The 12065-nt window shown below is 36.0% G+C and carries 13 protein-coding genes; 3 read left to right on the top strand and 10 right to left on the bottom strand.

Annotated elements, in window-relative coordinates:
- Positions 1 to 47: 47 nt before the first annotated feature.
- The 5 genes from rpmF to Q0E08_RS02070 form a co-directional block, all read right to left on the bottom strand.
- Positions 48 to 227, bottom strand: coding sequence for a 50S ribosomal protein L32 (rpmF, locus tag Q0E08_RS02090; RefSeq protein WP_177662600.1), 180 nt, complete (start codon positions 225 to 227; stop codon positions 48 to 50).
- 35 nt (positions 228 to 262) lie between these two features.
- Positions 263 to 766: a DUF177 domain-containing protein gene (locus Q0E08_RS02085; RefSeq protein ID WP_290912584.1), complete on the bottom strand. Its 504-nt coding sequence runs from the start codon at positions 764 to 766 to the stop codon at positions 263 to 265.
- Positions 767 to 875: 109 nt separating this feature from the next.
- Positions 876 to 1292: a hypothetical protein gene (locus tag Q0E08_RS02080; protein ID WP_177662596.1), complete on the bottom strand. Its 417-nt coding sequence runs from the start codon at positions 1290 to 1292 to the stop codon at positions 876 to 878.
- A 43-nt stretch (positions 1293 to 1335) separates the two neighbouring features.
- On the bottom strand, positions 1336 to 2679 hold the full coding sequence (locus Q0E08_RS02075; RefSeq protein ID WP_294775725.1) for a glucose-6-phosphate isomerase: 1344 nt from the start codon (positions 2677 to 2679) through the stop codon (positions 1336 to 1338).
- 88 nt (positions 2680 to 2767) lie between these two features.
- Entirely contained in the window at positions 2768 to 3910 is a 1143-nt protein-coding gene (locus Q0E08_RS02070; protein WP_294775722.1) for a D-alanyl-D-alanine carboxypeptidase family protein, read from the bottom strand.
- 80 nt (positions 3911 to 3990) lie between these two features.
- Here Q0E08_RS02070 and mtaB point away from each other — a divergent pair, with 80 nt between their 5' ends.
- Positions 3991 to 5277 (top strand): tRNA (N(6)-L-threonylcarbamoyladenosine(37)-C(2))-methylthiotransferase MtaB, encoded by a 1287-nt coding sequence (gene mtaB / locus Q0E08_RS02065; protein WP_294775719.1) that lies wholly within the window; start codon positions 3991 to 3993, stop codon positions 5275 to 5277.
- On the opposite strand, the gene Q0E08_RS02060 is transcribed toward mtaB, so the two are convergent.
- Positions 5252 to 6433: a glycoside hydrolase family 10 protein gene (locus Q0E08_RS02060; RefSeq protein ID WP_294775716.1), complete on the bottom strand. Its 1182-nt coding sequence runs from the start codon at positions 6431 to 6433 to the stop codon at positions 5252 to 5254. The two genes, mtaB and Q0E08_RS02060, sit on opposite strands and share 26 nt — an antisense overlap.
- Before the next feature lie 50 nt (positions 6434 to 6483).
- On the opposite strand from Q0E08_RS02060, the gene Q0E08_RS02055 reads away from it, so the two are divergent.
- Positions 6484 to 6774 carry a hypothetical protein gene (locus Q0E08_RS02055; RefSeq protein ID WP_294775713.1) on the top strand — a complete coding sequence of 97 codons (291 nt, stop codon included), beginning with the start codon at positions 6484 to 6486 and terminating at the stop codon, positions 6772 to 6774.
- A 1-nt stretch (position 6775) separates the two neighbouring features.
- Positions 6776 to 7051 carry a DUF1294 domain-containing protein gene (locus Q0E08_RS02050; RefSeq protein ID WP_294776816.1) on the top strand — a complete coding sequence of 92 codons (276 nt, stop codon included), beginning with the start codon at positions 6776 to 6778 and terminating at the stop codon, positions 7049 to 7051.
- A 16-nt stretch (positions 7052 to 7067) separates the two neighbouring features.
- On the opposite strand, the gene spoIVA is transcribed toward Q0E08_RS02050, so the two are convergent.
- From spoIVA to Q0E08_RS02030, 4 genes are all read right to left on the bottom strand, one after another.
- Positions 7068 to 8543 (bottom strand): stage IV sporulation protein A, encoded by a 1476-nt coding sequence (gene spoIVA, locus Q0E08_RS02045; protein ID WP_294775710.1) that lies wholly within the window; start codon positions 8541 to 8543, stop codon positions 7068 to 7070.
- 8 nt (positions 8544 to 8551) lie between these two features.
- Positions 8552 to 10033, bottom strand: a complete 1482-nt coding sequence (locus tag Q0E08_RS02040; protein WP_294775706.1) for a LysM peptidoglycan-binding domain-containing protein — start codon at positions 10031 to 10033, stop codon at positions 8552 to 8554.
- Between the two features lie 120 nt (positions 10034 to 10153).
- A complete protein-coding gene (gene clpX, locus Q0E08_RS02035; RefSeq protein WP_294776801.1) occupies positions 10154 to 11419 on the bottom strand; it encodes an ATP-dependent Clp protease ATP-binding subunit ClpX in 1266 nt (421 codons plus the stop codon).
- Between the two features lie 33 nt (positions 11420 to 11452).
- Positions 11453 to 12043, bottom strand: a complete 591-nt coding sequence (locus tag Q0E08_RS02030; protein WP_177662581.1) for an ATP-dependent Clp protease proteolytic subunit — start codon at positions 12041 to 12043, stop codon at positions 11453 to 11455.
- Positions 12044 to 12065: the final 22 nt, after the last annotated feature.

Genomic DNA, 12065 nt, shown 5'->3' with positions numbered 1-12065 from the left:
ATAACAAGAAAGGCGGCTTTAATAAAAAGCCGCCGATGCTCAAATAATTAGTCCTTGCTGATTACTTCTTCGCCGTTGTAGTAACCACAGTTTGCACAAACCTTATGTGGTACTGTGTATTCAGAACACTTTGGGCATTTTACAAGTGTTGGAGCAACTGCCTTCCAAACGCTTGAACGTCTCTTATTCTTTCTTGCTTTACCTGTTCTTCTTGCTGGTACTGCCATTTTTAATTTCCTCCTTATTATAAAAACAAGTTAGTTTACTCATCAATCAGCAAATCTGCCAAAGCAGCCAACCGTGGGTCAACTTCTTTTACACATTCGCATTTTTCATAATTTAAGTTTTTGCCGCAGTTTTGACACAACCCTTTGCAATCATCCTTGCAAAGCATTTTTGCAGGCAAAAACAACTGAATTTCCTCATTAATAAGCTCGTCAAGGTCAAGAACATTGTTTTCAACCACTATGTAATCGTCATAGTCATCATTTTCATTTTCCATTGCATTGACAATGATTTTATTAAGAGAAAAATCATACTTCTTTTCGATGTCGTCCGCACATCTGTCGCACACACCGAAGAAGTCAAAGTTAACATCAAGGTCAAGATACACAACTCCGACTTTTTGATACGCTCTTCCCTTTACATCAACACCGTTTTTGAGTGGTTTGTAGGTGTCATACATAAAATCCTCGGCGTCCATATGATAATCAATATTGATTTCATCAGCCGATGAATTAAGAAGATTTGTAAAATCAAGTTGCATACAGTTCACCTCATGTTTGCACTTTAAGTATTATATATATAAAGAGCTTTTTTGTCAATAGTAAAATTTAAAAAAATCGGCACACCTGCTATCAAGTGTGCCGTAAATTTTACGCTTCGTCGCAATAATCGAAGATTTCTACCGGAAGGTCTTCCTTATCACAGCTGATTGTGAAATAGAAGTTTACATCCGAAGCCTCACTTAAGCCGGAAAGCATTTCAAAGAATTGTGGCAACTTTTCATATTCTCTGCCAACAATCTTGAATGTAGCATCAATAAGAATATCTGTAACATCGTAATTGCCTGCGCAAATACCTGCAAGAAAACCGTAAAATGCCTTGTGACCGTTAATGCCGTAAGTTTCTGTTTCAAGCAAACGAGCCTTTGATGAAATATCATATGTAAGCTTCGGTTCTTTTTCGATGCAAACGATATTTCCGTCAGAATTCTCTACACAAGAATTAACCAAGTCAATAAGTTTCTTTGTTTTTCCTGCGCCTTTATTACCGATGATAAGTTTAATCATTATTTATTCCTCCTGTAAGGTATATGATCTTTTTTATATATTATCATATATCCAATTGTTTTTCAAGTTTTTCTTTTTCGCTTTCATAGCCCGGCTTACCGAGAAGTGCAAACATATTTTTCTTGTAGCTTTCAACACCCGGCTGGTTAAACGGATTTACACCGAGAATGTAGCCCGAAATAGCACAAGCTTTTTCAAAGAAATAGATAAGATAACCGATTTCTTCCGCTCCGAGTTTGTCAACCTCAACAATAAGGTTACCTACTCCGCCTTCTGTGTGAGCAAGCAAAGTACCGAGTCTTGCTTTGTCGTTTACAACGCTCATCTTTTCGCCTGCAAGGAAATTAAGACCGTCGATATTACCCTCTTGTTCGTCAATAACATAATCATTAAGGCAATTGTTGAACTTAACAACGGTTTCAAACATTTTATCCGAACCTGATTCCTGAATATACTGACCGAGTGAATGAAGGTCTGTTGAGAATACACACGATACAGGGAACAAACCCTTACCGTCCTTGCCTTCACTTTCACCGAAAAGTTGTTTTAACCATTCATTGAACATTGTCATATTAGGCTCATATGAAACAAAACATTCCATCTTTTTGCCCTTGTTATAGAAGCAATTTCTTACTGCCGCATATTTAAGTGCCGGATTCTTTTCAATATCTGTATCACAAAGCTCGTTTTGTGCATTTCTTGCTCCGAGCATAAGAGCGTCAATATCGATACCTGCAACAGCAATAGGAAGCAAACCTACGGCTGTCAAAACGGAAAATCTGCCGCCTACATCATCCGGAACAACAAATGTTTCATAGCCTTCCTTGTCTGCAAGTTCTTTAAGAGTGCCCTTGTGAGCATCTGTTGTACAGAAAATTCTCTTTGCAGCTTCTTCCTTTGAATATCTGCTGTTAATAAGTTCTCTGAAAACTCTGAAAGCAATAGCAGGCTCTGTTGTTGTGCCGCTCTTTGAAATAACATTTACGCAAACATCCTTGCCGTCGCAAAGGCTAACAATTTCGTTAAGGCTTGACGGGCTGATTGAATTACCGATAAAGTAAATTTGCGGAGTGTCCTTTGCAAGAAGATTGTAGTTGTATGACTTAACTGCTTCAACAACCGCTCTTGCACCGAGATACGAACCGCCGATACCGATTACAATAAGAACATCGGCATTTTTCTTGATATATTCGGCTGATTTTTTAATTCTGTCGAATTCTTCCTTATCATAATTTGTAGGGAGATCAATCCAACCCAAAAAGTCGTTGCCCTCGCCTGTTTTTGACATAAGTGTATCCATAGCCTCAACTGCCTTTGGAGCCATAGCTTTAATATCGGCAGGAGATACAATAGATTCACTGTATTTTGAATTAAATTTCAATGACATTGTATTTTACCTCTTGTGTTTATTTAACAAATTCATAGAGATACTATACTACATATTGAAATAAAAAGCAATAAAAAAACCGATTTTTCTAAATATGTTTAAAAATATTTAAAAATATGTATTTAAAATCAACGATTTCTATATCCTTATTTGCATATAAATCTATGGATTTAATCTTGTTGCCGTTTGAAATAACATCAACTTTACCGAGCTTATCGCCTTTTTTAATCGGAGCAGAAATCTCTTTTTTTACTTTGTATTTGTATGATAAATTATCGCTCCCTTTAGGAACAATCATCTTTAATTCGGTATTATAATACGGCTTTATTGATTTTTCTTTACCGTTTTTAACCTTTACGGATTTAATTTTTTTGCTGTCGATTTTTGCTTTGACGCAAGAATAATTTGCAAATCCTGTATCAAGTAAATATGCTGCTGTATCAAATCTATGTTCGCTCGTATCCGAACCAAGAACAACAGCAACAAGATTAAGTCCGTCACGACTTGCGGTTGCACTGATGCAAAATCCGGCATTTGATGTTGTACCTGTCTTTAGACCGGTAATACCGCTGTATGATTTTACAAGTTTGTTTGTATTATTAAGCTCCGTTTTACCGTTTCTTAAACTGTCAAGCCATACGGTTGAATATTTTGTAATCAACGAATGTTTCATTACTTCCCGGGAAATAACCGCCAAATCATATGCACAAGAATAATGTGCTTTAACGGTATCATCAAGACCCGTACAATTTTCAAAATTCGTATGTTTAAGACCGAGAGTTTTTGCTTTGTCATTCATCATTTTGACAAATGCAACATCCGAACCGGCTACATATTCTCCCAAAGCGGTACAAGCATCGTTTGCACTTGCGATAATTACGGCTTTTAGAAGTTCTTCAACAGTCATAACTTCTCCGAGTTCAAGCCAAATTTGCGAACCGCCCATCGCAACGGCTTCTTTTGATGCCGTTACCTTATCGGTTAACTTAATTTTACCGCTGTCAAGTGCTTCCAAAACAAGCAAAATAGACATAATTTTTGTAACCGATGCCGGCGAAAGTTCTTCGTACTCATTTTCTTTATAAAGCACTTCTCCGCTGTCAAGTGCCATCAAGCAAACAGCCTTGGCATTAATTTTTTTGCCTTTATCGTCATCGGTTTTTGCATAAACCGCTATCGGTATTTGAATTGAAATCACAAAACACAACAGCATTGCCAATATTTTTTTCATAGTAACACCCACTTTTTTATTGTAAAAGCAATATATATTTGATATAATATCTAAAAATTTAATGTATAAAAGGAACAAATATGAAAGCAGCATTTTATACACTCGGTTGCAAAGTAAACCAATATGAAACGGAATATATGGCAGAAGTTCTCAAAAACGCAGGTATGCAAATTGTACCGCACAATGAGGAAGCCGATTATTACATAATCAATTCTTGCACGGTTACCGCAACGGCAGACCAAAAGACAAGACAAAATGTTCGCAAATTTAAGCGTCAGCACCCAAATTCGGTTGTTATTCTTACAGGATGTATGCCTCAGGCATTTCCCGATCAAGCTTCGGCTCTTAACGAAGCCGATATTGTACTTTCCAATAAGAGCAACGATGACATTCTCGACCTCATCAATCAATTTAATGTTACGCATAATCGTATTGTAAAAATTGACAAACACCAAAATGGCGATGAATTTTCAAAATGTTCAATCAATCAATTCAGCGAAAGAATCAGAGCATTTGTTAAAATCGAGGACGGATGTGACAGATTCTGCTCGTACTGTATCATTCCGATGTCAAGAGGTCGTGTTCGCAGTAAATCGCTTGAGGATTTGAAAGAAGAAATTGCTATGCTCGGTAAAAACGGTATTAAAGAAATCGTTCTTGTAGGAATTAATCTCTCATCTTATGGCAAAGGTCAAGATTTTAATATTGTTGATGCGGTCAGAATTTGCAACGAGGACGAAAACATCAGACGAGTTCGCCTCGGTTCACTTGAACCCGATCATATAACCGATGAAGTTATTGAGGGGCTTGCACAATGCGAAAAATTTTGTCCGCAGTTTCACATTTCCCTTCAAAGCGGTTGTGACAAAACGCTGAAAGATATGAATCGTCACTACACCGCTGATGAATATCGTCAACTTTGCAAAAAACTTCGTGACACATTTGACAGTGCAACGATAACAACGGATATTATGGTTGGATTTAACGACGAGAGCGAAGAAGATTTTAATATTTCACTTGCATTTGCAAAGGAAATCGGATTTGAAAAGGTTCACACCTTCCCTTATTCAGAGCGTCAGGGCACCGTTGCCTCACGCAAAGGTGACAATGTGCCTAAACAGGAAAAAGAACGCAGAGCCGCTGTTATGATTGAAGAGACAAACAAGATTCGTCACGAATACTTCAACAAATTAATCGGTGCCAAAGAAGTTGTTTTATTTGAAAACAATCTCGGAGGTAACACATATCAAGGCTACACAAAGAATTATGTGCCTGTTCGTATGGAAAGCGATACAGACATTATCGGCAAAGAGATAGAAGTAACAATCAAAAGTGCCAACATTAATCTTGATTGTTGCTTTGCATAACTTTGAGCATATTGGATACTTCCTCTTTTGCATTTTCACTTGTTAATTGTGAGAATGAAAAGATGTAGTATCCTTTTATTTTGTCAATTTTTGAAATATATGTTATTTGTCTTGAAATGATATTGTTGTTATTTCTAAATTCGTTAATAATACTCTTATCATTTTCGGCAGCATATTTGTCTTTTGTATTTGCCTTGTAAAGAGGCAATCCTATGTATAAATCTATATCTGTATTTTCGCAAAGTTTAACCCATTTCTTTACAGTGAACATAAACGGCTGATACACATTTTTAAATCCGAAATACACCTGAGGACAAATATAATCAACATATTTGTTTTTTACCCAACTTTCAACATCTGCATAAAGGTTGTTTTTATCGTTTTTTATATTTGATGCGGGACTTATTCCAAACTCTACACCTTTATTAACAGTCTTGATTGCGTCATAAACTCTTTTTACCATATTGGTTACATTTTGCCTTCTCCAATCCGTTAGTGACAAATCACCGCCGTATTTCTTATATTCTTTTTTATCAAAGTTTTTGCTTTGAGTCGGATAAAAGTAATCGTCAAAATGTATTGCGGAAATATTGTAGTTCTCAACTATTTCCTTAACACCGTTTACAATCAAATCCGTAACCTTATCGTAAGCCGGATTAAAATATATCTTGCCGTCAACAACCTTGGTCATTTTTTTGTTTTTTATTGCAAAATTATCGGGACTTAATTTTGTATAATCATCGTCTTGACTCACTCTATAAGGATTTATCCATGCTTCAATATTAAGTTTGTATTTTTGTGCAACGGAACACATTATCTCAAGAGGGTCATAAGCCATTTCTCCGCCCTGTGTACCGTTAAAATAAACGCTTGACGGAAAATATTTTGACAAATAAAAAGCATCGGCACAAGGTCTTATTTGAACGGTTACCGTATTAAATCCATACGATGAGAGCTTTGAAAACTCATCATTAATTTTTTGTTCAAATTCATATTTGCTTTTGTCTTTTGTAAATTCGGACAATTCATAATAAGCAATCCATACGGCTTTTCTGTATTCGTTTTTTTGTGTAACCGGCTGTGTATTATTCTGCGGTAACGAACAAGAAGAAAAAGTAAAGCACAAAATTAATATTAAAGGAATTACTTTTTTCACTTGAACACTTCTTTCTAATATAGTATTATATATTCATATGAGGTGATTATATGGAATACAGACTCGGCAAAAGTAAAAGAATATATGAAGAAGGAACAACTGTACCGCTTGAATGTCCAAATTGCAAAAACAGTGTCAGCTTTTCTGTTTTTTCAAATTTAAATACAAGACTTATACCACAGTTACCTGTTGTTAAACTTGAAAATGTTTATTTTCTCATATGTCCGAAATGTGCATCGATTTACGGTGTAGACAGACAAAAAGGCGTTAATTTTAAAAACGGTGAAAAGCTTTCTATCGGTAATTATGATTTAAAGGAACTCAAAAAATTTGAAGTATAAAATCATAATTATATATCTTATTGCAATTAATATTATCGGTATTATCGTTAACATTGCGGATAAACAAAAAGCAAAGCACGGCAAATGGCGTATCCCCGAAGCAACGCTTTGGGCAATCGCACTTTTGGGCGGTTCAATCGGAAGCTATGCCACAATGAAAACAATCAGGCATAAAACAAAACACAAATCGTTTATGATAGGATTTCCTTTAATCATCGGTTTTCAATGTGCAATAATAACATTTTTATTATTTAAAACAGAATTCGGCAGCTTTTAACTGCCGAATTTTTATTTTACAGGATTATGCAAATAAGGCCGCTGCAGCCTTCATTGATAACTTTTTCTATTGTTTCTCTAAACTTATCTCTTGCTTCCGCCGGCATACGATAGAGTTTATTGTTAAGCCCTTCGTTAACAAGTGAATGAAGCGATTTTCCGAAAATATTTGTTTCCCAAATTTGTGACGGATTATTTTCAAATTCTTTAAGCAAATACATAACAAGTTCTTCACTCTGACTTTCGCTGCCTACGATTGGAGCAACTTCGGTATAAGTATTGCATTTTATCATATGAATGGACGGAGCGTGTGCTTTTAATCTTACGCCGTATTTACCGCCTTGTTTCATTATTTCAGGGTCTTCAAGCGAAAGTTCGTCAAGAGTCGGCATAACAATTCCGTAACCGGTTTGCTCAACCTGATTTAATGCGTCTTTAATTCGTGAATATTCCTTTTTTACTTTTGAAAGAACAGAAATTTCACGCATTAAATCCTGTTCGTTTTTAATGGTAATTTCACATTTGCTCGAAAGAATGCTGTAAAAATACGAATTATCTATATTTGCCCTTACGCTGACCTTACCGCAAGACAAATCAACAGACGAAATGCTTATATCGGTAATTTCATCAATGGCCGAAACTGCATTTATATAATCACTTACGGAACGGACATTGCTTACCTTGGTTGCATTTTCAAGAACCGCAGATGTTACAACAGTACGCATTTTGTCATCTTCATCAAGGCTTCTGAACCAATTTGGCAAATCAATTCCGATACTTGTTACAGGAAACTCATAAAGTATGCCCGAAATTATATCTTTAATTTTATTTTCATCAAGTTCAAGACAATTTACGGGAATTACCTGCTTGTTGTATTCCTTTGAAAGTTTGCAAGCTAAGTCCTTACAGGCTTTACTGTTTGGATTTGTACTGTTCAAAAGTACAACAAACGGTTTATTGATAGCCGTGAGTTCGTCTATAACGCGTTTTTCGGCTTCGGCGTACTCATTTCTCGGTATTTGAGTTACAGTGCCGTCAGTTGTCACCACCAGCCCGATGGTAGAATGTTCTTCTATAACCTTTTTTGTTCCGATTTCTGCCGCAAGATTAAACGGAATTTCTTCTTCGCTCCATGGCGTCATTACCATCCTCGGAGCCTCATCTTCAAAATACCCTTCACTGCTTGGAACTATATATCCTACGCAATCAATCATACGAACTTTAAACTTTGAAGTTTTATCTAAGCTGAGTTCGATTGCATCTTCGGGTATAAATTTAGGCTCCGTTGTCATTATTGTTTTACCCGCAGAAGATTGCGGAAGTTCATCGTTTGCCCTTTGCTTAACAAAATCATCATTGATATTCGGAATTACAAGTGTTTCCATAAACTTTTTTATAAAAGTTGATTTACCCGTACGAACAGGGCCTACAACTCCGATATAAATATCTCCGCCTGTTCTATTTGATATATCGCTGTAAATATCTGTATTCATATTTCCTCCTATAATCCCGGAATAATAATTACTTTGTTACTGTCAAGACTTTCGCAAGTAATGTTATTCTCTTTTTTTATAAGTTCAATATCCGAAGAAAACTGCTTTGCAATATCCCACAGTTTTTCATTTTGCTTTGCAAAATATAATGTCAATGCAGGATAATTAACCACATCATCCGAACAATCCATTTCTGTAAGAACATTAATCTTTTTTTCTTTTCCGATATATGCAAAATATGTATACATCAAATTAACCGAAATATTTTTATCGTTAACAATAGTATAATCAAATGAAGTTACAAAAGCCGTGCATGCCACTGCCGAATCATCCGTTTTTATTTCAACGATTTTGTTTTGGGTAATATACTGTATTCCCTGTTCGGAGGTTTCGGCTAAAATACAAATTTCAAATTCTACACAGAGTTTATGATTTTTTACCGTGCAATCATTAACCGAAACATTCAAATCATATACCTTGGTAATCGCTGTTGATAAATCAAGCGAAAGTTTAGTATTTGACGACTCACTTATGTTTTTTCCGTCAATCATACAATCAAGTGAAGCATAGCTGTTTTTTGCTTTTTTGCTCACTATATATCCGTCGGACACAATGTTTTTACTTTCTTCTTTAATTACAAGGAGTGTAAGAGACAGATCGCCGTATACTTCAATTTTTCCGCCGTTATCATCAGCAGAACTTTTTGCTTTAACATACAAACTGCCTTTACCTATTTTAACAATACAATTACAGTTTTCGTCAACGCCTGAAACCTCAACAATTTTTGAAATTTCAAAATTGAATTCCGCTCTGTCGATTTTATTATCGTTGTCCGTATAAAGTACCGATAACGAAACATTTGATTTTACAAGAGCTTTATCCTTAATTGTTTTTATATCAGTTACTGCAATATTTGTTTCAAAGCTGACAACTCTGTTGATACCGTTTGAATTGGACGGAAGATTAAAAGATTCTTCAACATCAATTTTAGAAATAACGGCATTTTCAACATAAGATACTTTTTCTTCAAAAGCACAAAGCTTTGAATTTTCACATTTACAAACACAGGGACAACTCTTTTTGTCATACACATTTACATTAAGTGCAAATGAAGTATGAACATCAATTCTACGCTGATTAATAATGCGATAATTACAGTATTTGTTACAAACATCTGCTACGGCAAAAGCATATTCGGACACATCGTCTGCCGCTATGCTTTCGCTGAAATCCTCTACAAAGTCCGTATAAATAAGCTCATTATTATCATTAAAATATGTCAGACATATTTCCGTCTTACCGAAAATATAAGCAAATGAATCTTTTATATCACAAGATGTCACATAACTGTGAGCGGTACATTTCACCACCTTAAATATATCGTCAAGATAAGCTTCGGGCGTTTCCTGATAATTCTTGTCTGCATTAATCACTTTGCTGAAAACAAGTTCATTTTTTTCCAAACAAGAATATTCTTTTTCAAGTTCCATAATTTTGCTCCTTTCTATTTCAATTAAGACTATGCAAAAAGAACAAAAAATATCACAGCTTGGCAAAAATAAAACACCGAGAATGAAAAATCATTCTCGATGCAGTTAAAACTTATTAAATTATGCGTTTTTGATGTCCTTTGGATGAAGAACCGTCGGTTTCCTTGATTTGTTTGTAAGAAGCAGCGGTTGTGTAGCATTGCGAACAGAATCTTCCGTTACAACAATCTTTTCGATTGAGTAATCGGATGGCACACTGAACATCAAATCGCCGAGTATGCTTTCAAATACCGAACGAAGTCCTCTTGCACCTGTTTTTCTCTCAAGTGTTATATCAGCCATTGCTTGCAAAGCACCCGGTTCAAACTCAAGCTCAACATCATCCATTTCAAACAACTTGGTATACTGCTTTACAATAGAATTCTTCGGTTCGGTCATAATCTTAACAAGTGCGTCCTTATCAAGTTCATCAAGAACCGTTAAAATAGGAATTCTGCCGATAAGCTCGGGAATTAAACCGTATTTAACCAAATCGTGTTGGTTGATATTCTTAAGAACATCTTCTTTATGTTCAATGTTTTTTGAAAGTTCGGACTCAAATCCAAGTGAGCCTTTGCCCAAACGCTTTTCAATAATTTTATCAATACCGTCAAATGCACCGCCGCATATAAACAGGATATTAGTTGTATCAATCTGAATAAATTCCTGTTGCGGATGCTTCCTTCCGCCTCCGGGAGGAACATTTGAAACAGTACCCTCAAGGATTTTCAACAAAGCCTGTTGAACACCTTCACCGCTTACATCACGGGTTATTGAACGATTTTCGCTTTTGCGTGAAATTTTATCAATCTCATCAACATAAATGATACCACGCTGTGCTTTTTCAATATCAAAATCAGCCGCCTGAATAAGACGAAGAAGAATATTTTCAACATCTTCACCGACATATCCGGCTTCGGTAAGAGTTGTGGCATCCGCAATAGCAAACGGCACATCAAGAATCTTGGCTAAGGTTTGTGCAAGCATTGTTTTGCCTACACCGGTAGGACCGAGAAGCAAAATATTGCTTTTTTGCAAATCCACATCGCCGTTGTTTTCGTAATAAATCCTTTTATAATGGTTATATACGGCAACAGAAAGGCTTTTCTTAGCTTCATCCTGACCTACTACATACTCATCAAGCTGAGCTTTTATTTCCATAGGTTTTGGAATAACCATCTCCGAAAACTTCTTATCATATTTAGGCATCGGTGTGCTTTGACGAATTAAATCTTCACAAAGTGCAACACATTCGTCACAAATAAACACTCCCGGGCCTTCGATAAGACGATTAACCATAGATTCACTTTTACCGCAAAACGAACATCTTGCCACATCTACATTAATTTTTGAATCGTCTTTTGCCAAAATCGATACTCCTTATCTCTTCTCGATTACTTTATCAACAAGGCCGTATTCCATAGCCTCGTTTGCAGACATCCAATTATCTCTGTCTGTATCCTTAACAAGAGTTTCATAATCTTTACCACAGTTTTCGGCAAGAATTCTGTTAAGCTTTTCTTTAGTCTTTAAAAGATTTTTGGCAGCAATTTCAACATCGGTTGCCTGACCTGTAATTCCGTTGCCGCCGATAAGCGGTTGGTGAATAAGGATTTCGCTGTTAGGCAAGGCAATTCTCTTTCCCTTTGCACCGCTGCTCAAAAGAAACGCTCCCATACTTGCAGCCATACCGACACAAATTGTTGATACATCGCACTTGATATAATTCATTGTATCGTAAATAGCAAGACCGGCAGTAACCGAACCGCCCGGTGAATTAATATAAAGTGAAATATCCTTTGTGCTGTCCTGACTTTCCAAGAACAACAACTGAGCAACAACAAGCGAAGCTGTTTGATCGGTTACTTCATCGGACAAAACAATGATTCTGTCTGAAAGCAGTCTTGAAAAAATATCAACACTGCGTTCGCCCGAACTTGATTGTTCAATTACATAAGGCATTGATGCCATAGTTATCACTATCCTTTAACAA

It is taken from the genome of uncultured Eubacterium sp., from assembly GCF_934561735.1.
Taxonomy (GTDB): Bacteria; Bacillota; Clostridia; order Oscillospirales; family Acutalibacteraceae; genus Eubacterium_R.
This window is presented reverse-complemented; position numbering and strand designations above follow the sequence as displayed.

What these genes read in the sequence shown, in the direction of transcription:
- Q0E08_RS02040 (WP_294775706.1), bottom strand. Translation starts at nt 10,033, where the DNA reads ATGGAACTTGAAAAAGAATATTCTTGTTTGGAAAAAAATGAACTTGTT.
- mtaB (WP_294775719.1), top strand. Translation starts at nt 3,991, where the DNA reads ATGAAAGCAGCATTTTATACACTCGGTTGCAAAGTAAACCAATATGAA.
- Q0E08_RS02075 (WP_294775725.1), bottom strand. Translation starts at nt 2,679, where the DNA reads ATGTCATTGAAATTTAATTCAAAATACAGTGAATCTATTGTATCTCCT.
- Q0E08_RS02030 (WP_177662581.1), bottom strand. Translation starts at nt 12,043, where the DNA reads ATGGCATCAATGCCTTATGTAATTGAACAATCAAGTTCGGGCGAACGC.
- Q0E08_RS02085 (WP_290912584.1), bottom strand. Translation starts at nt 766, where the DNA reads ATGCAACTTGATTTTACAAATCTTCTTAATTCATCGGCTGATGAAATC.
- rpmF (WP_177662600.1), bottom strand. Translation starts at nt 227, where the DNA reads ATGGCAGTACCAGCAAGAAGAACAGGTAAAGCAAGAAAGAATAAGAGA.
- Q0E08_RS02070 (WP_294775722.1), bottom strand. Translation starts at nt 3,910, where the DNA reads ATGAAAAAAATATTGGCAATGCTGTTGTGTTTTGTGATTTCAATTCAA.
- spoIVA (WP_294775710.1), bottom strand. Translation starts at nt 8,543, where the DNA reads ATGAATACAGATATTTACAGCGATATATCAAATAGAACAGGCGGAGAT.
- Q0E08_RS02055 (WP_294775713.1), top strand. Translation starts at nt 6,484, where the DNA reads ATGGAATACAGACTCGGCAAAAGTAAAAGAATATATGAAGAAGGAACA.
- Q0E08_RS02080 (WP_177662596.1), bottom strand. Translation starts at nt 1,292, where the DNA reads ATGATTAAACTTATCATCGGTAATAAAGGCGCAGGAAAAACAAAGAAA.